The organism is Enterococcus sp. DIV1304_2, from assembly GCF_050555445.1.
GTDB classification, from domain to species: Bacteria; Bacillota; Bacilli; order Lactobacillales; family Enterococcaceae; genus Enterococcus_B; species Enterococcus_B pernyi.
The window spans coordinates 2,446,767-2,470,525 of sequence record NZ_CP187851.1; the positions used below are offsets into that span (position 1 = coordinate 2,446,767).

The following is a 23,759-nucleotide window of genomic DNA, read 5'->3' on the forward strand; positions in this document are numbered from 1 at the left end:
TAGTTCTTCCACTGATCAATTAGTTTGAACTATCTGTCGAAGTACTTGTCGAAGCTTCAGTTGAAGCATCGGTCGAACTTTCGCTTGTGGATGGTTCCGTCATCAAGCCACTTAGTACGTTTTTGAAATCTTCATCTTTGATTTTTACATTTGCTTTTTTCAATTCATTACGCACAGCTTCTTGTTGGAATGTTGGATCTGCTATTTTTGTCTCTGTTGCTATTTTTTCTAATTCATCTTTATATTTCGACATATCATTGCCTTTTTCTTGTTGTTTGACCATTTTCACAAGATAATATTCGGTTGCATTCGTAGAGGAATTAGTCGCTGTGATAACATCAGATACTTCCTCATTTTTAAGCTTGAACGCTGCTTGTTTGACTTCTGCTGGCACACTTGTAGATTGCGAGTCAAAGGTGATTTCTCCACCCTTTTCTTTTGTCGCTTCATCGGTCGATTTTTCTTTGGCGATTTTAGCAAAGTCGCCCCCTTCATCGAGTGACTTTTTGATTTCCTTGGCTTCATCTTCGCTACTTACTTTGATCAATTGTGCCTCTACTTCTGGATGGAAGTTTTCCCACGCTGTTTTAAGATCTTCATCCGTCAATTCGACATTCGCTCGTAAACCTGCTTTGTAAGCTAACCCTCTTTTTATTTCTTCTTTATAAGATTCAGTCGTATAGCCCGCTAATTTCAATTGCGAATCGAAAGAATCACCGAGTGCTTCTTTGCTAGCGTTGTATTCTTTATCTACATCTTCAGCTGAAATTTTATCGCCGTAATTTTCTTCAAAAATCTGGAAGATGATCAAATCTTGGACAGCGGTCTCCGCACCCTTGATTTTTTTCAGGTGGTCCACTAATTCCTGCTCTGAGATCGTACCACCTTTATACGTCACTGCAGCTTGATCTGACGGATTTGTTGAACATGCAGAAAACAAAACCAGTCCTGATGATACAGCTAATATTGAGATAAATTTTTTCATGCTGTCACTCCTATATATTTTAATAGTTATTTATATCTATGTGCTTTTCACTTTAGCCTTACTTTATGAACAAACTTTGAAAATAACGTAATTTTATAAAAAAATTATAATTGATCAATTTTTGATGTAGTTTATATAACAAAAAAACCTCGAACATTCCAAACGAATGTTGAGGTTTTTTTTTAGGTATATCTTTACTGTTTAGAGTTATATCGCTATCACATTACGGATCATCGATTAAATGATATTGATCTTATTCAACGGCCAGTAACGGAAAACGACTTTGCCTTGGATCAAATCTTCATCGACTAAACCAAACATGCGGCTGTCTTTTGAGATCAAACGATTGTCGCCCAGTACCAAGTATTGTCCCTCAGGAACAGTGAATTCAAAATCACTGGTGAACGTTTCAGCATTTTCAGCTTGCGATTGGAAGGCTGAATTATAAGAATATTCCTCTTGTAGTTTGTCTTCTGAAAATTCTTTTTTATACTCATCTAAGTAGGGTTCATCTTGCTTTTCCCCATTGATGTATAGTTGATCATCTTCCATTTTGACAGTATCGCCTGGCATCCCAATGATTCGTTTGACGATCATCCGTTCTTCGTCCCCAGGTTCTTTTGTTGTAATGATATCCCAGCGGTCAAAATCTGAGATTTTAGATGAGATCAAACGTTGTCCATCATGTAACGAAGGGTCCATGGAATGACCACTCACTGTGACTGGTGTGAATACATAGACTCTTGCCAAAATGATGGCGGCTAAAACAACGATCAAGATTCCCCAATTTTTTAAAAAGTTTTTCACTTTATACCTCCTATTAACCAAACATTTTTATGTTATTTTTTATTTATTTGTTAGCTATTCTTTATTTTACATTTTTTATCGATTAAAAGAAAGAATAAGTGTCGGATCGTGTTGGGAATAATCCGTTTTTTTTTAGAAATGTTTTTTGAACTTCATGTATCTTTAATATTAGAGCTAAATAAATACTCGATGGAGAAGATTTATCCTACACTTTTGATTTTTTTCTTCGTTGGCTTCGACTGTATGTCACTTCACCTTCTTGTTCTTTTGGTTGATTTTTCTTGATGATCAACTTCAAACGATAGGGTTCATGGTATCTAAGACCATCTTTGACAAAATCACCGCCTGCAAGGAATAAGCCTACGGGTTCAATATGATCTTCTGGCGAGTCGACTTTGATCGTCCCTACTTTTTCCATGCTGGAATAATTACGACCGATACTTAATTGATAAGTTTTGTCGGAGATTTTTTTCACATAATAGTACGGATAAAGTGTATTTCGATCAATCAAGAACCCGTCCATTCGACCAAGTTCATTGACCTTGATTTCCCCTTTTTCAATCAAATAGCGCATATTATCTGCTAGTTTCAATTGGTAGTCTTCATCGAATAGAACATTGGCTTTTTCTGTATTGACTTTGTCGATATTGCCGTTGTTCCCGCGAACCGTTTCTCCTTCAATATTGAATGCTTCATCAGGTAGATATTTCACGATCACTTGGGTCACATCGGCTTTTGAATTTTTATCAAAAAAGTAATAAAACACATTTAGAACAGTGAAATATAAAAGAACTAAAAAGCCTAATCCGTATAAAAAGAACTGTAAATAGTTTTGATTTTGCCATAATCCATAAACAATCCGTAAAAGGTAAACGGTCGGAATCACACTTAATATAGTATAGCCTCGGTTCAAATATTTAGGACTGATATCTAAGTATCCTAAAAACTTGTGTATCCCATTGATGATATCTAATATAAATGTCATTCTTCATCACCTGCCTGTTGATTATACATCTGTGTTTCAGCGGATTGCTCTGTAGGTGCATTATTTTCATTTAGATTGCCTTCACTTGGCGTAGAAGTACTTGGCGTTGTATTAGGCGTCGTACTGCTTGGTGTAGTGGCACTTGGCGTCGTACTTGAACCGCTGTCGTCCCCTTGATTTTGACTAGTCGAATCGGTCGTATATCCTGTATTCCCTTCATCCACGGAACTTTCTGGTATTGAGTTTTGGTTGTATGTAGAATTGGTTGTGTCTTGTTCTACAGTCGTTGGTGTTGTTTCTACCGTGTCATTCGTTTGCCCTGTTCCTTCATTGGTAGAAGTCGTCGTAGTCTCTGTGGAACGACTTGGTGCACGATAGCTAGAACTATTAACAATGCCTGTTGTGGTAGCAACAATCGTCGAAATCGTCAATACAGCGATTGGCTTTAATATAGGTGCTACTTTTCGCATATTCTCTCATCCTTTTCCTTGTTGCCGCTTGAAGTCTTGATCCGTTTGGCAAAAATTGGTTTTTCTCACACGTATTCTTTAGTTTTACCATAAATTTCTTATTTTTTTCTTATTTTTTCATGAAACTTTTGTGTAGATTTACTCGAATGTTGTTTTAGTCGTAATCAGACAGACTATGACTGGTTGATACACTTCATTTTATCATGGATCTCCCTCCAAGTTCTTTCGCAAAGTCATCTTTATTATAAGACACTTTTCCAATAACTAAAATCCTAGTAAATTTTAGTTTTATTATTTCTTTGTGTATTTATTTTATTGTCGGTATACTGGAAGAAACATCTAACAAGGAGGATCGAATTTGTGCAATTGAATCTTTTTTTTCGGAAATGGCGAAGGCGTAGTGCAAGATATGCTTCTAGTCACTTTTCTTCTATTCAAATTATCGTATTTTATTATATTTTAATGACTATGATTTCTTTGGGCTTGTTTTACATCCCATTTTTCCGAAATCCGGGTAGTCATGCTTCATTTATTGACATGCTTTTTATGGCGATCAGTACGATCAGTGTCACTGGTCTTTCGACATTTGACATCCACGCGATTTTTAATAACAATGGCATTATTTTACTCGAAGTGTTGTTTCAAGTGGGTGGTTTAGGGATCATGATGATCTCAACGGCATTTATTATCTTTTCTAAGCGACGGATCACCTTACGTCAAAGACAATTGATCATGACAGATATGAACCAACCACGTTTATCTGGTATCGTTCGTTTGATTCGGATCACTTTTGTCATATTGCTCTGGTTCCAATTGCTATTTGGTGCCTTGTTCTCCGTTTATTTCTATATTCGCGGCTATTTCGATCATTGGCACGAAGCCGTTTTTCATGGATTTTATCAAGCTATTTCCGCGGTCACAAATTCGGGATTCGATATTACTGGTGAGTCGATCAAGCCATTTGAACATGACTATCCTTTTTTATTTATGATCATGTTCCTGATTTTCATTGGTGGAATCGGTTTTCCGGTATTGATGGAGTTTCGAGAATGGCGCTTGTATCGAAAAACGAAAGCCAAGATTCCTTTTCGGTTCTCTTTGTTTACCAAATTAGCCGTCCTCGCCTTTGTCATTTTATTTGTCAGCGGGACTGTCTTGATTTTTTTACTTGAAAAAAATCACTTGTTCAAAGATCTCCATCCTAGTGTCCAGTGGATCAATTCAATGTTTTATTCCATGACAACTCGTAATGCGGGTTTACAGATCCATGATCTAGGAGATTTTCAAATCACGACCTTGATCGTCTTTTCCTTATTGATGTTCATTGGTTGTAGTCCCAGTTCTGTCGGTGGTGGTATCCGAACCACGACTGTGGCGATCATTGGTCTTTATCTTTATTCGTTTTTGAAAAGTGAAGATAACATTAATATTTTTGGTCGTCGAATTGATGAAGATGATGTCCGAAAATCAGTGGTCGTTTTTATGCTCTCCTTAGGGATGTGCTTCTTCTGTATTCTTTTTTTATCTGCCACGGAGAAACAACCGCTGATCTCAATCATCGTGGAAGTGACTTCTGCTTTTGGTACAACGGGGTTATCGCTAGGAATTACCGGTGATCTATCAACAGTCGGTAAAATCACGATCGGTGCGTTGATGTTTATTGGACGTATCGGGATGTTGTATACATTAATGTTATTTGTGCCAAAAGAAACACGAGATTTAGGTTATGAATATCCTACTGAGAAAATCATTATCGGGTAAGCTAGTCTATCGTTACCCTAAAAAGAACGATGTTAAGAAGCAAGGAAACGATGGTTATTCGTTTTCTCGCTTCTTTCTTTTTTGTTTTGCGAACAATATAAACTTTTGTAAAATAAGACAAAGCAATTTAACCTTTTTTTCAACATATGGTATGATTAGTTGAATTTATTTGTAATTATGACGTTTTGGAGGTTACATAATGGGAATACGCAGTCAATTTGCGATTGCAGTTGGTAAAACCGCACAATGGGGACTAAAAACCTTTTTTAAAGGAGGATCAAGTTTACCTGGTAAACTTGCTTTATCGATCGATCCTCATATTTTAGATACATTAGCAAAAGACTATCAAGTCGTCGTCGTAACTGGAACAAATGGAAAAACATTGACGACCGCTTTGACCGTCAATATCTTACGACAACAATTTGATGAAGTCTTGACGAACCCTACTGGCGCCAACATGGTCCAAGGAATCGTTTCGACTTTTTTACAAGCAAAAGCCGGAAAAGGGCAAAAGAAATTTGCGGTGTTAGAAATCGATGAAGCCAGTCTAAGTAGAGTGACTGAATACATCAAACCTGAACTATTTTTGTTTACAAACATTTTCCGTGACCAAATGGACCGTTACGGTGAAATCTATACCACGTATAAAATGATCGTTGACGGTGCCGCAAAATCGCCAGATGCTACAATCATCAGTAATGGCGATTCACCGATCTTCAATTCAGTTGAGACCGTCAACCCTAGAAGATATTATGGATTTGATCACGAAGAAGACCATGAACAGATGGCCCACTACAATACAGATGGTGTGTTGTGTCCGAAATGTCATCACATCTTGCACTACAAAATGATCACTTATGCAAACTTAGGTAAATACTATTGTCCAAATTGTGACTTTAAACGTCCAGAATTGGATTATCGTTTGACAGAAATGAAACGAATGGACAACAAATCAGCTGATTTCGTCATTGATGGCAATGAATATGGCATCGAAGTTGGTGGCATGTACAATGTCTATAATGCTTTAGCAGCTACTGCGGTGGCTGAATATTATGGTGTTGTTCCTGAAAAAATCAGACAAGGCTTAGGGTATGACGAAAAAGTATTTGGTCGTCAAGAAGTCATCGAAATCGATGGCAAGTCCTGTACCTTAGTCCTAGTCAAAAATCCTGTAGGGATCAACCAAGTCATCGACATGATGGGACATGCACCGTATCCATTTTCACTAGTTGCCCTCTTGAATGCGAACTACGCAGATGGCATCGATGTGAGTTGGATCTGGGACGGAGAATTTGAACGCTTTGCAGATATGGAGATCCCTGCTGTGATTGCTGGTGGCGATCGCCACACAGATATGGCACTACGTTTGAAAGTAGCGGGTATCGCTGAAGATAAATTGACTCAATCAAAAGAATTGACTGATGTCATTGAGAAAATCAAGCAACTACCGACAGATCATGTCTATATTTTAGCGACCTATACAGCTGTCTTACAATTACGAAAAGAATTAGCGAGTCAAGGCTTTATCAAAGGAGGCATGAATCGTGGCTAACTACGAATTACGCATTGCCCATCTCTATGGGAATCTGATGAATACTTATGGTGACAATGGCAATCTCTTGATGCTCCAATATATCGCCAAAAAAATGGGGGTCACTTCTCATACTGAGATCGTCAGCATCCATGAACCCTTTGAGGCAGAGAAATATGACTTAGTTTTCTTTGGAGGTGGTCAAGATTTTGAACAAATGATCATTTCAAAAGACATTCAAGAAAAGAAAGAATCATTGACTAATTACATTGAAAATGATGGTGTCGTACTTGCGATTTGTGGCGGTTACCAACTACTTGGTCATTATTATATGGGCGCAAACGGTGAAAAAATCCAAGGAATCGGTGCGTTGGATCATTACACCTTAAGCCAAGAGAATAATCGCTTCATCGGTGACATCGTGATCCACAACGAAGAGTTCAACGAAACCTATTATGGATTTGAAAATCATAATGGTCGCACATTTCTTGGCGAAGGCGAACGCCCGCTGGGAAAAATCGTCAAAGGTCAAGGAAACAATGGGGAAGATCAATCAGAAGGTGTCATTTACCGCAACGTTTACGGCTCCTATTTCCATGGTCCGATCTTAGCACGTAATGAACATTTAGCGGAGCGTCTCGTTCGCTTAGCATTAGAGAAACGTTATGGAAAAGAACTTGATCTACCAACAGTTGCCGCAGCTCCAATCAAGTAAACAGCGAAAAACCTCTAAAAATATCTTAGATATTTTTAGAGGTTTTTTTACAATCCACTTCTTTATTCCATTGATCATATCAAGAATCAAGCCACTTGTTTCGCATAACGCATCACGTTTTGCTTGATGTTACTGATCGTTGTCGGATCATGGATACCTGTGACTTCTTGGATCAACTGATCCATATTTTCTCGCACTTTCATCTCTTGCAGTTCACGACTTTGCTCATCTTCAGGATCATAGTAGTTGAAAATGATCCCCATCGTAGCTGTCAAATGTGGACAAGTCAAATTGTATTCTTGCAATTCCCGAACCGGACGAGTAAAGCGTTCTTGATAGCCTAACTTACGTAAAGGCGTTCGAGCTACCCGAGTGATGGCATCTGAGATATATTTATTTTGGAAACGTTGGATGATTTTCTCAATATAAGCTTCATGTTGTTTATTATCAAAGCCCCATTTTGCTTCCAGTAAACTTCCTGTTTCTTGTAGCACTGATTTTAGTTGGGCAACGACTAACGAATCTTGCATTGCCTCATCGATCGTTGCATATCCCAATAATGCACCGGTGTAAGCTACAGTCGCGTGTCCTGTGTTCACACTAAATAGTTTTCGTTCAATATATGGTTCCAAATCTTTGACGTATAGTACGCCATTTAACGAAATCTCTTTATTTTTTCGTTGCTTATCATCAATGACCCATTCTTTAAAAGGTTCCACTTGCACAAACAAAGGATCTTCATGTTGTTGCATCGGCACGATGCGATCCACTGCTGCATTCGGAAATCCGATGGATTGATCTGCAAAGCGAGTATCTGACAGATATTTATAGACTTCCATTTTTAGATGCTCAGAGCCACCAATCATATTTTCACAAGCGATGATGTCTAGGGGTTGCTGATTGCCCTCTTGTTCTCTTTGCTCGATCCCTTTTGCAATCAGTTCAGCAATGAATGGTAAGATATTGGGACCGATCGCTGTGGTCACAAGATCTGCTTGTGCTATTTCTTTGATCACTTGTTCAGGCTGTTTTTGGTTGTTCAATCCGCGAACGCGTTCAACGACAAGTTGTTTTTTCGATTCGTCAGCTAGTTCGATCGTATACCGTCTTTTTTCATTTAATGAATCGATGATCTGTTCGTTGACATCAACAAAAGTGATGTCAAACCCATTCTCAGCTAAAACTTCTCCAATAAATCCTCTGCCGATATTTCCGGCACCAAAGTGTACTGCTCTCATTCGTCTTCTCTCCTTAGGCAATTGCTAGATTGTGTGTGACTTCTTCTTTACTTAGTGCATCTGCTAACTGGACAACATTGTCCATGTCGCTACAATAAAGAGCGATTTGTTGCACTAATTGCAAATGTTCTTCACCTACGCCAGCGATACCAAACAAGACTGTCGCAATCTTCTCTTCTTGTTCAGTGCCGAAATTGACACCATCTGGCACTTGGATCACACAGATCCCTGATTTTTTTACGAATGCTTTGGCTTCATCTGTTCCATGAGGGATCGCGATAAAATTCCCCATATAAACGGATAACATCGCATCACGTTCCACCATTGCGTCAATGTAGGGTTCTTCGACACAACCGGCTTCCACTAATTTTCTTCCACAGTATCGGATGGCCTCTTCCTTTGTGGCAAAAGCCTTATTCAACTCGATCATATCAAATGCTAATTCAGACATTTTATTTCCTCCTTACGCTACTTTTTTCAAATAGTGAGCAATCGTTTCATATTTTTGTGGACTGACCATCGTCGCCACTGAAAAATGAAGTGAATGCGGTGCCACTGAACGTGCTTCCTCAGACAAGGATTCTCTTGAAACGATCAGTGTATTCGGTTGCTCCGTCAACTCATCAATATTGATTTTTTTCAGAGGGATCTCCAGTTGATTTTTCTTCAAAATATCTTTCAATAAGGACAATCCCATTGTCGCTGATCCTGCACGATCGTCATGAACAAGTAAAATCTCTTTGATATCTTTTAATTCAGATAAATCCAAATCATCCGTTGGAGTAGTAGAGACTGGTTGGTTTGGCTGTGTTTCTTCCTTACTTCCTAATGCTTGAATGATTTCCTCATACTTTGGTGAATTCAAGAAGTTTTCTACTGCAACGAAATGAGCATGTGGCGCTTTTTGTTTTGCCCGTTCCTGTAACTCGACTTGGGTCACGATCAATACGTCCGCTTCATCAGACAATTGACTGATGGCTTGATTCGTCACGACTTGAGGTAAATGATGCTCTTGGACTTTTTTTCTTAACAAGGAAGCACCCATTGCACTTGAGCCCATCCCAGCATCACAGGCGAAAATGATTTTTTTGATTGCTGATAAGGCTGGTTGTCCTTGACTAGTTGTTCCAGTTCCTTTCGCTTGTTGTTTCGCTTGACGAGTCGCTTCTACTGATTTTTCAAAATCTTCACTTGTTTCTTTCGCATCAGCTTTTAGAATGACCGCAGAGATCCCGAAAGAAACGGCTGTTGCAGCCACGATCCCTAGAATAACTGGTAAGTAAGCACTCAATGGTGCCATTGCTAAAATGGCAATGATCGAACCCGGTGAAGCTGGGGCACGTAAGCCTGCATCCATCAATTGGAAAACGAAACTACCAGTCATCCCACCAAAAATCACTGATAAGAATAATAACGGTTTCATCATTACGTATGGGAAATAGATTTCATGGATTCCACCTAAGAAATGGATGATCATTGCACCCGGTGCAGATGATTTTGCCGCGCCTTTGCCAAATAATGTGAAAGCTAACAATACACCTAGACCTGGTCCAGGATTTGCTTCCAATAAGAACAGGATCGATTGACCGGCTGTAGCCACTTGTTCTGTTCCTAAGGGAGTCAAAATACCGTGGTTGATCGCATTATTCAAAAACAAGATTTTCGCTGGTTCGATAAAGATACTCGTCAATGGAATCAAATTTGCATTTAAAATTGCTTCAACACCTGTTGCCATCGCTTGTGTCAGTGTGTCCACTACTGGACCAATTGCAGAAAATCCGATCAATGCTAACGCAAAACCGATCAATCCTGCGGAGAAATTATTGACCAACATTTCAAAGCCTGATTTGATATGTTTTTGAAACACTTGGTCGAATTTCTTGATGGCAAAGCCACCTAACGGACCCATGATCATGGCACCTAGCATCATTGGAATATCTGTCCCAACGATCACACCCATCGTTGCAATTGCCCCGACAACTGACCCACGATCACCTCCGATGACTTTCCCTCCGGTGTAGCCGATCAATAAAGGAATCAAATACGTCAACATCGGGCCGACCATCGTAGCGAATGCTTCATTTGGTAAATAGCCATCTGGAATAAATAATGCTGTCAATACACCCCAAGCAATCAGCGCGCCGATATTTGGCATCACCATACTAGATAAGGTACTTCCTAACTTTTGTACTTTTGCTTTGAATGAAATTTTATTTTTTGGTATCGTCTCTTCCACTTCAATCGCTCCTTTATCTCTTTCTTTAACCAAATTGTATCCGCTTACCGTTTAGATAAATAGTCGGATTTTGGCACAATCATTTGTGCCAAAACATGGAGTGAGCAAAATGAGTGATTTGATGAAAGGCTTCTGGTACCGATTAGAGACGCTGAAACAATTATTTCCTTCATTTAAGGGAGCTTTTTATTTGTAGATACCTACGAAAAAGCGCATCCTCGTGATCTTTTAGACTCTTTTTTGCAAAGTGAGTTTTTTATTCCGTTGATTCTCCTAATCGAGCCAGTCGCTCTTCCCAAAGCGCTACATTTTCAGACGTGTTGGACGATGCCTCATAGAATGTAATGAAATCTAAAATAATCGTTCCTTGCTCTATGTATGCCGCCATCACCGCTTTTAATTCTTCCGTTTGGATCTGTTCAAATGCGTCTTTCGCTTTTTCCATTTCTTTTACTTTCAACCAATCAAGACTTTTTTCAAAATAAAACTGATCCAGTGCTAACGTGACCTCCGGATGTTTTAAGTGGCGATTCAAGACAACGACTTCTTGTACTTGTTCTAGCTTCAAATAAGCAATCGCTAACTTGACTTGGCGCTTTTCCGTCAATTGTTCCACGTGGGTCACAATTACTGTTTCCCAATCGTTTTGATAAAAAGCCAAATCAAAGGTGGCATTTCCTGTTGGCTTTTGCTCATTCAACTTCTCTACCCAAGAAAATTCCTGTTCTTCTACTAAGTGATCGATCAATTGCTGATACCGAGCGGGATATTCTTCAGCTGCTTCTTCATATGCACCTAGTTCTACCAATGACTGCCATGAACTTTTCTGATTTTCTTTGGTTGTCACTTGCTCATTATTCGTTCTTTGTTCGATCCACATGTTGCCTTGAACCACAGCAAAAACGATTACTCCACTAAGAAGTAATCGCTTGATGATTTTTTTCCAATCGATTTGTAACAACTGATTTTTTTTCAGCGTGTTGCTTGAATGAGGGAACTGACTCTTCTTTTTTGTATTGGCTGTTTCTTGCTCCCAGTGTTGACTTAAGATCTCTTCAATCTCCTCTGTCAAAGGAAATTGCAGCACTTTTTCTATCATCATTTCTCCCTTACGATCATAAATACGTATGCGACATTGTCCTTGTGTGTTTGCCAGCAAGACTCGTCGATTTTCAGTCTCTAAATCTTCCAAAGCCTGAAACAAATCCAACTGAGTCTCTTTTACTTGTAAGTGATGGATTTGATCGATGATTACAGTTTCTTTTGCCATACGTTGTCACTCCCCTCATTCATTTTTGTTGCGTCCATTTGTAAGGTCTTCCTTACTCAATCATTGTATTTCCATAAAAGAAGACAGCTGTTCGAGATCATCCAAGACATAGCGATGATTTTTAGTGTCGTAGAGATAAGTCAGTTTGACACCCTCACGATGGCGAATATCTTTTTTTACAACTCCGCCTTCTTCATTCAATAAAGACGTTGTAAAATCAACCAAACAGAGGACTTCAACCATTTCCTCGTTCGTTTGTTTAAAATAATGCTCGCTTTTGAGCCAGCGACTGAAGCCAAAACGCTGCGGACTATGCGTTTTTTTACCTTGTTCTGTTTTTACTTTATCTTTCATCTTGTTAGAAAGAGCATCAACATATGCAGAGTAATTGTCGCCGACTGTTTCAAACGTATAATAAGCTTGTAAAAACTCTCTGACTTGTGCTTCCGAAACTGGGCCAGCTTTCTGTTCAGACTCTTGTGAACGAAAGCCTATAGACCGGCCAACACTAAAAGTCACACTGCTAAACAGTAAGAAAACAATAATAAGATAAAGAAATCTGGATTTCGGGTTCATTTGTTTTCTCCCAACAATCGATAGAAATAAACAGGCGCCAGCTGGAGATCACCCGCATAGCCTTCAAATGGAGTGATGACGATATCGCCTTCTTGACCATACCCTCGTGCAGTAGCAGGTGTGCAATGAAGGATCGTTTTACCACCATCATCTAAAAATAGCCCTGTATGGCCATAACTACCTAAAGAGTGGCCTTTCTTCCCCCATACAAACAAATCACCGGCTCTGACATCTTCTCGATTGATCGGTATCAGGAGTGTCCCTTCCAAAGAATACAATGTCTCCGTGCTACCTAGTGGCACAGGCAAGCCAACACTTCTCATCGCCCACAGAACAAAAGAAGAGCAATCATGATAAGGAAAGGTGCCTCGTTCAAAGCCTTGTGAGTATTGAACGTTTTGACGATACAATGTTCTGGCTTGTGTCAACACCTCTTGCCCCACTGTATGATCCGATTGCCAGAGTAAGCTCATCTCTTTACTGCCACCTAGTTGCACAAATAATTCTTTGATCGCCGGTACCCAGTATTGGTTTAATCCCAGGGGATCATTACTTGCACCTACAGGACAATACACACTTCCGAGTTGCTCGACTGTCAGCAGTCTTTGGTTCACGATCAATTGGTTTAGTGTTCGAGCGGTGGCGGCAATCCCTTCTTCAAGTGTGGCGTAGGAAAGCAACTCATTTTCTCGCATCAAGCCACCGGGGTTGTTCTTTTCTCGAATTCCTTCGCTCGTCCCCCAAGCAGTTTCGTGGATCATGATGGCTGCTAGAACAATGGGGGAGATATTATTCTTTTTAGCTTCTTGGATGATTGTTTCTGCATGATCACTAAATGCGTGACAATGTAGTAGAATCACTTCTCGAAATTTCTGTTCATTGAATGCAGTATCTGTTTCAATGGGATCAAGCTGTGTCTCATTGTTATCGACTACATTGGGGAGATAAAAAGCTGGATTGACGGTTTCACCTTTTTTCTGGTAAGACAGATGCAGTTCCTCTTGTTTTACTCGCCCAATCTCTGTACCCACCGATACCATCTGTCCTTCAGTAGCTGTTAGATCTACATCATGATAAGTAATGGTTTGATCGTCCATTGTGATGGTTACGTTCTCTCGGTCTCTTGTAATTTCTCCAGCGATCACAGCGACTATACTTTCTTTCGGTTCTGTCTGGATGAGCAGTCCTTCAAGTAAGCTTTTTTCTTGATTGCTTACGTAATACCCAAAGCGTTGTTTTATGCGTAAAGAGTCTGTTTCTTTCAATGGATTGCTTAATTCAGTCAAACTTGCATAAAGACCAATTTCTGCTAACAGCTGTCTACGTTCTTTCCACTCTGGCGTCCAAGTGATCACTTGCGACAATGGCTGTGATGTTACTTTGATTTGTCTCCCGTCACTGTCTACTTGCCACATCTGCTCATGCAATCCTTGGATCGTTTCTTTGAGAACATCTGGATTTCCTAATTGGTCATCGCCATAAACCATATCTAAATAAATCAGCACCTCTTCAATGTCAGTCCTGATCACGACTTCATTTGCAGCCACTACTCGTTCATTTACTAGAATCGAACTCTTAGTTGAGTTTAATTCTAGTGTCAATTCCGCATCCAATTCGGTCAAATATTTCCAGACCTTCGTCAATTCAAGCTCATTGATTTTGATCGTAGCAGACGAAACGAAGCCGATCATACTGAAAAAGAGAAAAAATATGAGAATGCTAACACCAACAAATAGGTAAAGGCTGACTTTACTACTGATCGAAGTTTTATTTCCAAGTAAAGAGAAATCAACTATTTTTTTCTGATAGTCAAGCATGACTCTGCGAGGATCTTTGGTGTTTCTACGCAGAAAATGTCTGTTACTCCTTCGTTTATTTCGTGATTTCACGATCTCTTCAATGCCTACATCGTTTTTTTTCATGGCGATACATCCTGTCGTAATCTGTGGCGTTCGACAGGATCAGTGGTGATCAACTCATAAAGTTTTGTTGTTGGATCAACAGTATTGGAGAAAGGAACGATGGCGTTGCCTGCGCGTATCAGCCCTGCCCCTTTGATAGGATTGAGCAATTGTTTTTGTTGCTGATACGAAAGATTGAACAAAGAAGACAGCTCATCTAGATCACTTTTCGCTTGTTTCAACATAATGATAAATTCCGTATTACTTAACATTCGGCGTGCTTTATCTGATAATAATAAGGTTTCGACATTTTGGGTAATACCAGTGGCAATCGCGCCCCATTTACGGATTCGGCTCCATAGTTCAAAAAAATAATTTTCACAGTAGGGATCATTTAACAGGAGTTGCATTTCATCAATATAGATCCAAGTAGTGATTCCTCTGTCTCGATTGCGAACGACCCGATTCCACACTTGTTCCAAAACAACCATCATCCCAAAAGTTTTCAATTGGTTCCCTAGTTGTTTCGTATTGTAAATCACAAAACGTTTATTTAAAGAAACATTAGTTGGTTTAGAAAACATCGAAAGTGAACCATCGATGTATAACTCTAAATCTAACGCCAATGTCTGCGCCTCTTTTTCCGGTTGTTCTTTTAAAAGCGGAAACCAATCTTCCGCCAATGTCGGAGCTGATTTTTCTGAGTTTTTTTGAAAATTGAAATACGTCAATCGCGTGACACGGTCAATGATCGATCGTTGTGCTGAGTTTAAACCAGTTGGACCACCGATCAAAGCTTCACAAGCAGTCAACAAAAAGTCAGATTTCAATTTTACTGGATCTGCCTCTCCTCTCAAGTCTTCTGAAATATCTAGTAAGTTGATGAATGTATTGGTATTAGGGGCGATATTGATGATTTGAGCTTCAAAATCATTGCCGATGATCGTATCCTCATCTTCCGGATCAATCGAAATGACTTCATCTTCGGGATTTTTAAGTAACGTCGTGATTTCTTCATATTTTTTTGCTACACCTTTGCCTGAACCAGAGCTACCTAAAATCATGCCACTCGGCGTGTTTAGTTGCTTACGATCGATCCTTACACTATTTTTGGTCATTTCATTTTGCCCATAATATTTGCCATCTATATGATCAAGATCTTGCGCTGAAAATGGAATAAAAATCGCTGTACTTTCTGTCGTCAACGTCCGTTGTTGTTCGATCCAATTTTTGCCTAAAGGTAAGACCGAATTGAATCCTTCATCTTGTAGATAGTCTAATGCATTGAAATGACAACGATTTTTACGCCCAACATGTTGGACTTGTTCCGCAATATCAGCAAGTTTTTCTTTGGTCTGAGATCGGAAATAAACGAGGAAGGTAACAAAATATAATTTTTGACCGGTTTTGACTAGATCGTCTAATAAAGCTTCGGCTTCCTTGATACTATTGGTCAATTCATACGGAATACTTGAATAAGGATCATAGCCTTTTTGTGTCGCTTTTCTTTCAGCAGTTGTTCTGTCCCCTTCCATATAAGCTTTTTTAATTTGAACCAACTGATTTGCTTTTTCAGAATCCACTGGTTCAATGTGGATCGATAAACACAACTCTTCGCCAATATCCATTAATTCTAAGATCAATCTATCTGAAAGTTTGGTGGGGTAATCTTTCAAATATAGGACTTGGGCATACTCTGAGCCAATTTCGATATAGTCTTTTGCTTTAAAGCTGAAACTTGCAGGGGTAACAACTGCTTTTGTCGACAAACGGCTATAAACTAAATCTGTATAATTGAACTGGAACCATTCATTAGGTTTGATCAATTCATGGAGCAGTTGCAACCGTTCTTTGCCAGAAAGTGTTTGACTACTTGATTCGATTTCCGAAAGACTATGACTAAGTTGTTGTTCGATACGCGTCAAGGAATGCTTGGCTTGGTCATAATCAGTAGCCTGCGTGCTGAAGGTCAATAGATTTTGTTTGCTAAAATTCGTTCCTCCTTCTGTCATGGTTCGCCGCAGCATTTCATTCAATTCTCGACGGTAAATGTCCTGTCTCTCACCTGTTTCTTTATAGAACAATTGCTTTTCAAGTTCCTCTTGTTCCATTCGCTTTTTTTTCAAGGTAATCGTTAGATGCGTTCGTTCATCACAACTATCTAGTAAGGTACAATACCCTTGAAAAATAGCTTGTTGGTCTTCTACAGGTGCAATTTGGTAATTGACATCTGAAAACTGGATACTTTTTGAATAATATCCGGAAGCAAGTTCACAAATTCCACTTTCATACATTTTTTCATAACGAATCTTCCTTTGTGCATGTTTGGCTGGTGCTGATTTTCGTTCTTTTTTTCCTCTTTTTTTCTTTTGCTTGTGTAATAGTTTGGTTAAGGAAGACTTTTTAATTCCCTTGTTCACTTCGATATTTCTCTGTTTTACTATTTTTCCTCGTTGAAATCCCCTCATGTTCTTCCTCCAAACGAGCATTTTGATAAAGATAGTGCTTTGTTGCGATAAAATGACGCCAACGAACAAAGAGATATTTTTCCAAAGGTAACTGATTTTTTTTGATCCAACCAACAGATAGAATCGGACTGGTAAAAAACATCAATACAAAGCCCAGATCATCGATAGAATATCCCCAAACAAAATGATTGAGCAGACCGATCGGCAAAATCACTACTAGTGTTAAAGCGATCACGATGATCTGCCTTAGTGAGAAACCAAAAAAGATTTTTTCTTGGTATTCTTTGATTTCTTTTCTAATTACTACTTCTACTGCCATAATTCCACGCCTTTCTTAACTCATGCTGCAACAATGATCGCTTTAGACCATTTCAATGTATAGAACAAACACATAGATAGTGCCAGGCAATTGCCAACGATTGCGCTGATCACGGCAATCATTCCTTGCTTCTCATCAAATGAAAAAACAGTACTCACTAGAAGCGGATAGATGTTCAACACGATAAATAGCAATACCCCTTGTAAAGATGCCGCACCAAATAGTTTTAAAAAATTCTTTCCGACATGCCCGATTTCTGTATTCACTAAAGCGACAATCGGTAAAGGTGAGATACTCAAATAAAGATACATTTCCAAAAAGCGTAAAAAGATCAGCACTTGAGCAAGGACGCTAACAATGATCGATAGAATCAAGGGAACGAGTAAGATCATCAACAACACCATTTTTTCAAAAAAACCTAGCTGATCGATCTGCTCCATCACGTTGAAGATATCCATTGTCTGATCCGTCACACCTCGAATCTCCAATTGATTGATTCCTTGACTAACAAAAATACCCACATCCATAATGGCATTGAGAAAAACCATCAAATGTCGTAAAAGCAATACGGTCAAGCCGATTTTGATGAATAATGGTAAAAACATATCCAACCCACCAAACTCTGACTGCTTGCCGTATAGCCGATGTGTGAGTTGTTGAAATTCGATCAGCAGTAGAAAACCTAATAATGAATAAGCGATAGGTTTGACGACACTTTCCATGATCGTCACACTGTAACGATAGATTTCCGGCAGATAATGTTCGAGGTTTTGTAAAAGACTATTTTTATGATTCGTCGATAAACTTAATTGTTCTGCAATCGTTTGTAGCAAAAATTCGATCGCACCGTCCATTCTTTTTCGCTCCTCACATTGAAATATTCGTGATCCACGCACCAGCAGCTAAAATCACTGCACCCCCAACGATTTGAAAAATGGCATGTTGCATCCCTGGCCCATTATGCTCTTTGATTGCAACGCCTAATTGGATAATGCCCCAAACGGTCAGTAAGCTTCCTGCAGTAATCACCCCGTTGGAAAATAAAGACATTGCTTGATTGAAATAATCCATTTGCATCTCCTTATTCTCCCAATTTCTCTGGCATTTCTGGATTGTTGTCTTGAATAATGACATGAAAAGATACTGTCGTTTCTGTAAATGTATCTTTGACCGTCAAATAAACAGGATAGCTTCCAGGTGTGTCCCAAGTGATTTCTTCTATGACTTCAACATCTGCTATGCTTAATTTCTCTTCACGATCAGTCACAGAGATTCCTGCTAATAAATCTAATTTCTCTTCGCCTACAAGGAATCTCTTATCCTCTATCCCAGAAAATACAGGGGGCTCATTGACTACGTGGACGCTCCCAAAAGTTCGAGTGATTTTTCCATGTGTATCTTGGACCTGAAGAGGAAAACGATAGATACCTAATCGTGAAGTGTCGATTTTCTGCCAAAATGGCACATCGATCATCACTTGTAATTGATCCACCGAATCTTCACGATCTCCAAGAATCAGTGTTGCCAAATAACTTTCTTTATTCCATTCACTAAAAACAGGGAGCGTCATATGCGTATTTGTGACTGTGGGCGCTTCATTCGTCAATTGAATATGGACGGTGCGCTCAATTGCTCTTTTGCCATAACGATCCACCACATTCCCGATTCTTATAGAGTAGTTTCCCGGTACCTGAGGATCAAAATCAGATGCCAAGATATTTTCCGAAGTAAGATTGATCGCGCCATCTTCTTGATCACTTGCTGAGAAATAATCCAATAAAGAGAATGACTGATTGACAGGAAAGACGAGCTGATTGGGACCAACGATCATTGGAGCTTCATTCGTGATCGTCACATTGGTTGTCAAACTGGTACTTGCACCAAATTGATCTGTGACAGAATAAATGACTTCATAACTTCCTTCTTTTTCTGTTTGGAGTGTCGTTTCTACTTGGATTTCTGCGGTCAATTCACCATCTTCTTCATCGTAAGCAGAAACCCCTGCTAATAAATCAATACTCGAACCGATCGCTATGTGTTGACTTTTCTTTTCCTTTTGAATGATTGGCGAGTGATTAAAAAGAAAAGTCACAGTCGCAACGCTCACGTTTCCTTTTGAATCAATTGCTGAAATCTGCATGGTTTGATAACCCGTTTGGTTCGGATCGATGAGCGTATAATGGATCTGCGGATTGGGATCGCTCCCTTGAACGAAAGTAAAATAAGCAAATGGATCAATCGCTGTTCCTCTAGGTAAAATGTGCAATGGCTCATTGACACGAACGATAGGCCCTTGCCACTGCTCCAATGCCTCTGGAGTGACAGGTATATTAGGAGTAAGTGTTTGCTCGAATTCTCTCAACTGATGCGTTTGTTTGCTTCTTACAACTGTGCTTTCCACGATTTGTGGTACTGTTGTTGTTTCAAGATAAGCGATCCTTAGTCGCTTTGTTTCATCTCTGATCGTGGCTTCAGAGAGTTCATTCATGGGTCTTCTGAATTGCGAAGCAAACTCAAACAACTGAGCAGAGTTATCCTCTTTTTTTAGATCGCTTGACTCTGATCCTTTCACTCTGATTTCTTGATTCGTTCTACTTTCTGTGGAGACAGCTGTTTGCGGAACTTCTGTTTCTCTTGGTTTGCAGCCGCTGACCAACCATACGATTGAACAACTTAATAGGAATAATCCGAATTTCATGTGTGTATGTTTCTTAGCCATTCACTTCACTCCTTTTTTTGTTTATAGAATACAACTCCACCTATTCCTAGAAATAGAGTTCCTATCCCTACGAGAAACGAAGAGGTACTGCTGTTTGTCTTCGGTAGTTCTCGAATGTTTTCTTGCTTCTTAATCTCTTCTTTTTTCTCCTCTTTTGGTGTATTGAAATGAACGGTCTGTTCTTTATTGGTTAAATCATCTTCACGGGCAACTTCATTTTCTTGCTCAGGCTCATAGTATAAAATATGAGTGGCAATCAACTGGTCCTTGTCTTTTAACGTATTGGCTTTCAAGTCAAAGAACACTTCAAACTGATCTTCTTTAGCCTTTGCTGTATACGTTGAGATTGCTTCGTTGATGAGTTCTCCGGTGTCACCTTTTCGGTACTGCGTCACTACTGTATACGTATGAGCGACTTCAATGGCTGCTCCTTTGATCCAGACTACGTCTTTCAATTGATTGTCTTTGGTTGGATCAAGCTCCTTACTTCCGTCGATCGCTGTGAATAAACTCGTCAATGTTAATTTTTCTCGTTCGTTATAGGCTTCTAATACGATCAACTCACCGTCTTTTTCAACAGTTACTGAAAAATCTAAAGGTTCTTCTAGTGGTAAATACCCTGTTAATGGTTTTCCTTCGATAAATCGATATGTTCCATAAGGTAAATCTCTTACTTCGATTCGTCCCTCTTCGTCCGTTAAATATTCCTCAATAAAATGAAGGATTTCTTCCCCATCTTCTGCTCTTCCTAACTGATATAAGCCAAATGGTACATGCGATAAAGGATGTTCATTTAAACGATCTCGTTTGATCAATTCAATCGATTGTCTTGCTAAACGATTCGGAACTTCTAAACGAATCAACGCGTGATGGTTTTCTACCGTTACACTGAAAATCAAAGGTTCTTCTAATGGAAGATACCCTGCTGGCGCTTTAACTTCGTGAAGCTCATAGCGATCAACGCCCCAAGGTAGGCTCTCAGTTGTTACTAATTCCCCTTTTTGATTCGTTTCAAAAATCTCGGTTTTTTCCGTGTCATTCGGACGCGTCATTAATACGAATGCACCTTGCCCTTCATTTGCCCAAGTATCAAAAATCTTGAATTGTGCGCCAGCATAAGGGATTTGGTCACCTGTTTCTTGATCGATTTTGATAAGATGTACGCGTGATTCGATGATTTCATCTTCTAATAAAAAGAAATGTGTGTAGCCTTCCTCACTGATCGTCACTTCAAATGGTTCAATGATCAAATAGCCATCCGTTCCTTTAGTTTCAGCGATCGTATACGTGTCATAGGGTAAATCGATAAATTTAAAGTAGCCGTTTTTTTCAGTGACTTGGACATATTCTTTTCCTGTGGTATGAGCGGTGGCGGTTAGTTCGATTCCTTCGAGTGGTGGTTTATGATTCGTTTGATTGAATGTTAATGCGTGTAAAATTTCGAAGATAGAAGTGGGGATAAGAGGTTTTGAACCAAATTTATATCCTTCGACATGACCCTTGATGACGCGATCAGTGACTGTTTTGCTATGAACAGCCACCGTTTCATTTTGTCCTGCATACGTCAGATGTATGGGGTAGATCGTCGGATCTAAGTTATAGCCTTGAGGTGGAACGGTTTCTTGTAAATAATAGGTTCCTAGTTTTAATCCTTTTAGCTCAGCTGATGCTCTGCCATCACTCTCTTCCATCGTCAGTTGCGCAACTGTTTCTCCGTCTTTGTCCGTTAATTGATACACAGCTCCAATCAATTGGGCACCTCCTTGAGGCTGATCACCGGTTTCCTCATCTTCTTTGATGACAATCAAATTAGCAGTCTGTTCTTGATTTTCTAGCGTGACACTTGTCAGTTCATTCACTTTTACAGTGATAGTCTGGGGAGTTGGATTTAAAACATAGCCGTCTGGTGCTTTGATTTCTTGGATCGTAACGATCGTATCGACCAACAAATCATGCCATATAGCAATTCCCTCGGCATCTGTCGTCAATTCTTTTTGCTGTCCTTCTGAAGTTGTGAAACGAAAAACAGCTCCGGCTAATGGTTGTTTCGTTTGTTGATCGACTTTTCGGATAGCTGCATGGCCATATTTTTGTACGCGAAGCTGAAAGGAAGTTCTTGTAAGCTGCGGCACTCTGCCTACCACCATATTTTGTGTATAAGGATGTTGGTACACGACGATTGCTCCTTGATAACTACTAGGGATATGATAATCAAATGCGATCTCGCTTGTTTCTGGTGCCTCTTTAGTCGCAGTAACTGTTACTTGATTCCCTTGCTTTTCAATGGTGACTCCATTGATTGATTGCACGGGAGATGAAGCATAATTTGAAAATGCTCCGGACGTATCGGTGAATGTTTGGCTTTCGCCGACTTTTACATTCATAATATATCCATGAAAACTAGGTTGGGTATAGAACCGTTCCACTTGTTCCATCACTGTTCGTTTGAATGTTTGATAATCACTCATGGTCAAAACGCCGGAGATATTGATAGGTGTGATCCCTTGTTGCTCCCAAGCAAGTAGTTGAGTCATCAACTCTTTTTCCATCGTGTAAGTTGTCGCAATGACGCCATAGTACTTGATCAAAGAGATTTTCTTTAATAATTCTGTATTCTGGATACTTGAAGTGTAGCCATTATTTTCACCGACATTGAGAGCCACTCCCTGCTCCAAACATAGAGCAATCTCACCATTCACTCGTTTTCCATACCACCCGTATTCTCTGCCACCGTTTGATAGCTGGATATCAATATTAGGGATATGGATCGCTGGATCAACAACGACACTTTCATTGGCAAATGGGTCAAGCAATCTTGGCGAGCGTTCATGAATCGCCTCTTCGATATAATTCGTAGAGCCTATGGTGGTCAATTTTCCGTTCGGTCCTTGGATCAGTTGGTGGTCTTTCTTGAAGTTTTCCCAAGTGTCTTCTTGTGCGGTTGGTTGTAAGCTCGTGCGTGTCATATAGTTGGGGAAAGATGCAGTGATTGGTTGATAGGAGGGAACACCAGTCAACGTTTCTGCTGAGACTGGTATGCCTTTTACTTGAGTCATCATGGAAAATAAAATGATGAGCGGTAAAATCAAGAATAGCAAGTTAGAGTATCTCCTCATTTTTTAACTCCTTTCATTTGATAAAGTGGTCGCTTGATCTTGTAAAGTGAGAAAGTTGATTCAATCACACAGCTGTTGCTTATTGAAATCAAGTAAGAAATCTCACCACGTTTCGGAGCACCTCCTTCACTATATAATTACGATTTTGGCGAGATTCTCCCAAAAAAAAATAGAAAAAAAACGACCAATCAATTGATTGGTCGTTGCGTATTTTACGTCAAAACTCCTCAGCTTGTTTTAAGATTTTTTGGATTTCCTCTACTGTTTGGGCATCGCTCAATGCCATTACTTGATCGACATCGGAACAAAAAAAGGCGAGTTCTTGTAAACTTGTTAGTTGTTGGTTTTCTCGCATGATCACTGCAAATAAAATCGTTGCGATTTTCTTTTCTTCGTCGATACCAAAGTCAACGCCATCAGGTACTTGGAACAAAAAAATACCCTCTTCAACGATCTGTTCATCTTTTGCTTTTCCATGAGGAAGTGCCACAAAGTTACCGATATAGACACTTGCTGCTTCTTGGCGAGCAACCATCGCATCGATATATTCTTTTTGGATGACTCCTTTTTCAAGTAGTTGCTCACCAATCTGGTTAATGGCTTCTTCCCAGCTACCAAACTGTTGGTTCAACCAAATATGTTCAGATGGAATCTCAAGCATC

At 39.5% G+C, this 23,759-nt stretch carries 20 protein-coding genes; 3 read left to right on the plus strand and 17 right to left on the minus strand.

The window, feature by feature from the left end; genetic code table 11:
- Window positions 1-19: 19 nt before the first annotated feature.
- The 4 genes from IGJ14_RS11275 to IGJ14_RS11290 all read right to left on the minus strand — a co-directional run bounded on the left by IGJ14_RS11275 (window position 20) and on the right by IGJ14_RS11290 (window position 3,247).
- Window positions 20-985 (minus strand): peptidylprolyl isomerase, encoded by a 966-nt coding sequence (locus tag IGJ14_RS11275; RefSeq protein WP_071866886.1) that lies wholly within the window; start codon window positions 983-985, stop codon window positions 20-22.
- A 237-nt stretch (window positions 986-1,222) separates the two neighbouring features.
- The gene (lepB, locus tag IGJ14_RS11280) at window positions 1,223-1,792 is read right to left on the minus strand and encodes a signal peptidase I (protein WP_010736630.1); all 570 of its coding nucleotides are present in this window, start codon (window positions 1,790-1,792) and stop codon (window positions 1,223-1,225) included.
- A 205-nt stretch (window positions 1,793-1,997) separates the two neighbouring features.
- A complete protein-coding gene (locus IGJ14_RS11285) occupies window positions 1,998-2,777 on the minus strand; it encodes a DUF6681 family protein (protein WP_115358223.1) in 780 nt (259 codons plus the stop codon).
- A complete protein-coding gene (locus tag IGJ14_RS11290; RefSeq protein ID WP_023520277.1) occupies window positions 2,774-3,247 on the minus strand; it encodes a hypothetical protein in 474 nt (157 codons plus the stop codon). Before IGJ14_RS11290 ends, IGJ14_RS11285 begins: the two co-directional genes overlap by 4 nt.
- 360 nt (window positions 3,248-3,607) lie before the next feature.
- Between IGJ14_RS11290 and IGJ14_RS11295 the strand changes: the two genes are divergently transcribed.
- From IGJ14_RS11295 to IGJ14_RS11305, 3 genes are all read left to right on the plus strand, one after another.
- Window positions 3,608-5,008 carry a TrkH family potassium uptake protein gene (locus IGJ14_RS11295; RefSeq protein ID WP_066025797.1) on the plus strand — a complete coding sequence of 467 codons (1,401 nt, stop codon included), beginning with the start codon at window positions 3,608-3,610 and terminating at the stop codon, window positions 5,006-5,008.
- Window positions 5,009-5,207: 199 nt separating this feature from the next.
- Window positions 5,208-6,560, plus strand: a complete 1,353-nt coding sequence (locus IGJ14_RS11300; protein ID WP_019723471.1) for a Mur ligase family protein — start codon at window positions 5,208-5,210, stop codon at window positions 6,558-6,560.
- Window positions 6,553-7,254, plus strand: coding sequence for a type 1 glutamine amidotransferase (locus IGJ14_RS11305; protein ID WP_066025798.1), 702 nt, complete (start codon window positions 6,553-6,555; stop codon window positions 7,252-7,254). The genes IGJ14_RS11300 and IGJ14_RS11305 overlap by 8 nt, the downstream gene beginning before the upstream one ends.
- An 86-nt stretch (window positions 7,255-7,340) precedes the next feature.
- Here the strand turns inward: IGJ14_RS11305 and IGJ14_RS11310 are convergent, their stop codons facing one another.
- The 13 genes from IGJ14_RS11310 to IGJ14_RS11370 form a co-directional block, all read right to left on the minus strand.
- Entirely contained in the window at window positions 7,341-8,492 is a 1,152-nt protein-coding gene (locus IGJ14_RS11310) for a mannitol-1-phosphate 5-dehydrogenase (protein ID WP_195475642.1), read from the minus strand.
- Window positions 8,493-8,505: 13 nt separating this feature from the next.
- Entirely contained in the window at window positions 8,506-8,943 is a 438-nt protein-coding gene (locus IGJ14_RS11315; protein ID WP_019723779.1) for a PTS sugar transporter subunit IIA, read from the minus strand.
- 12 nt (window positions 8,944-8,955) lie between these two features.
- Window positions 8,956-10,728 carry a PTS mannitol-specific transporter subunit IIBC gene (locus tag IGJ14_RS11320; protein WP_195475640.1) on the minus strand — a complete coding sequence of 591 codons (1,773 nt, stop codon included), beginning with the start codon at window positions 10,726-10,728 and terminating at the stop codon, window positions 8,956-8,958.
- Between the two features lie 256 nt (window positions 10,729-10,984).
- The gene (locus IGJ14_RS11325; RefSeq protein WP_195475638.1) at window positions 10,985-11,998 is read right to left on the minus strand and encodes a hypothetical protein; all 1,014 of its coding nucleotides are present in this window, start codon (window positions 11,996-11,998) and stop codon (window positions 10,985-10,987) included.
- Window positions 11,999-12,058: 60 nt separating this feature from the next.
- The gene (locus IGJ14_RS11330) at window positions 12,059-12,574 is read right to left on the minus strand and encodes a hypothetical protein (protein ID WP_071866879.1); all 516 of its coding nucleotides are present in this window, start codon (window positions 12,572-12,574) and stop codon (window positions 12,059-12,061) included.
- Window positions 12,571-14,496: a peptidoglycan amidohydrolase family protein gene (locus tag IGJ14_RS11335; protein WP_195475636.1), complete on the minus strand. Its 1,926-nt coding sequence runs from the start codon at window positions 14,494-14,496 to the stop codon at window positions 12,571-12,573. The genes IGJ14_RS11330 and IGJ14_RS11335 overlap by 4 nt, the downstream gene beginning before the upstream one ends.
- Window positions 14,493-16,895 (minus strand): VirB4-like conjugal transfer ATPase, CD1110 family, encoded by a 2,403-nt coding sequence (locus IGJ14_RS11340; RefSeq protein ID WP_430608488.1) that lies wholly within the window; start codon window positions 16,893-16,895, stop codon window positions 14,493-14,495. Before IGJ14_RS11340 ends, IGJ14_RS11335 begins: the two co-directional genes overlap by 4 nt.
- Window positions 16,879-17,262, minus strand: a complete 384-nt coding sequence (locus IGJ14_RS11345) for a PrgI family protein (RefSeq protein WP_019723001.1) — start codon at window positions 17,260-17,262, stop codon at window positions 16,879-16,881. Before IGJ14_RS11345 ends, IGJ14_RS11340 begins: the two co-directional genes overlap by 17 nt.
- Window positions 17,263-17,282: 20 nt before the next feature.
- The gene (locus tag IGJ14_RS11350) at window positions 17,283-18,116 is read right to left on the minus strand and encodes a hypothetical protein (protein WP_019723002.1); all 834 of its coding nucleotides are present in this window, start codon (window positions 18,114-18,116) and stop codon (window positions 17,283-17,285) included.
- Between the two features lie 13 nt (window positions 18,117-18,129).
- Window positions 18,130-18,339, minus strand: coding sequence for a hypothetical protein (locus IGJ14_RS11355; protein WP_373865796.1), 210 nt, complete (start codon window positions 18,337-18,339; stop codon window positions 18,130-18,132).
- 4 nt (window positions 18,340-18,343) lie between these two features.
- The gene (locus tag IGJ14_RS11360) at window positions 18,344-19,981 is read right to left on the minus strand and encodes an immunoglobulin-like domain-containing protein (RefSeq protein WP_019723003.1); all 1,638 of its coding nucleotides are present in this window, start codon (window positions 19,979-19,981) and stop codon (window positions 18,344-18,346) included.
- Between the two features lie 5 nt (window positions 19,982-19,986).
- Window positions 19,987-23,097: a SpaA isopeptide-forming pilin-related protein gene (locus tag IGJ14_RS11365; RefSeq protein WP_029594005.1), complete on the minus strand. Its 3,111-nt coding sequence runs from the start codon at window positions 23,095-23,097 to the stop codon at window positions 19,987-19,989.
- A 217-nt stretch (window positions 23,098-23,314) separates the two neighbouring features.
- A complete protein-coding gene (locus IGJ14_RS11370) occupies window positions 23,315-23,758 on the minus strand; it encodes a PTS sugar transporter subunit IIA (RefSeq protein WP_019723005.1) in 444 nt (147 codons plus the stop codon).
- Window position 23,759 lies beyond the last annotated feature (1 nt).

Coding starts and splice junctions, on each gene's coding strand:
- IGJ14_RS11335 (WP_195475636.1), bottom strand. CDS start 14,496: ATGAAAAAAAACGATGTAGGCATTGAAGAGATCGTGAAATCACGAAAT.
- IGJ14_RS11300 (WP_019723471.1), top strand. CDS start 5,208: ATGGGAATACGCAGTCAATTTGCGATTGCAGTTGGTAAAACCGCACAA.
- IGJ14_RS11330 (WP_071866879.1), bottom strand. CDS start 12,574: ATGAACCCGAAATCCAGATTTCTTTATCTTATTATTGTTTTCTTACTG.
- IGJ14_RS11350 (WP_019723002.1), bottom strand. CDS start 18,116: ATGGACGGTGCGATCGAATTTTTGCTACAAACGATTGCAGAACAATTA.
- IGJ14_RS11365 (WP_029594005.1), bottom strand. CDS start 23,097: ATGAGGAGATACTCTAACTTGCTATTCTTGATTTTACCGCTCATCATT.
- IGJ14_RS11360 (WP_019723003.1), bottom strand. CDS start 19,981: ATGGCTAAGAAACATACACACATGAAATTCGGATTATTCCTATTAAGT.
- IGJ14_RS11345 (WP_019723001.1), bottom strand. CDS start 17,262: ATGGCAGTAGAAGTAGTAATTAGAAAAGAAATCAAAGAATACCAAGAA.
- IGJ14_RS11315 (WP_019723779.1), bottom strand. CDS start 8,943: ATGTCTGAATTAGCATTTGATATGATCGAGTTGAATAAGGCTTTTGCC.
- IGJ14_RS11325 (WP_195475638.1), bottom strand. CDS start 11,998: ATGGCAAAAGAAACTGTAATCATCGATCAAATCCATCACTTACAAGTA.
- IGJ14_RS11290 (WP_023520277.1), bottom strand. CDS start 3,247: ATGCGAAAAGTAGCACCTATATTAAAGCCAATCGCTGTATTGACGATT.
- IGJ14_RS11275 (WP_071866886.1), bottom strand. CDS start 985: ATGAAAAAATTTATCTCAATATTAGCTGTATCATCAGGACTGGTTTTG.
- IGJ14_RS11370 (WP_019723005.1), bottom strand. CDS start 23,758: ATGCTTGAGATTCCATCTGAACATATTTGGTTGAACCAACAGTTTGGT.
- IGJ14_RS11310 (WP_195475642.1), bottom strand. CDS start 8,492: ATGAGAGCAGTACACTTTGGTGCCGGAAATATCGGCAGAGGATTTATT.
- IGJ14_RS11285 (WP_115358223.1), bottom strand. CDS start 2,777: ATGACATTTATATTAGATATCATCAATGGGATACACAAGTTTTTAGGA.
- IGJ14_RS11355 (WP_373865796.1), bottom strand. CDS start 18,339: ATGCAAATGGATTATTTCAATCAAGCAATGTCTTTATTTTCCAACGGG.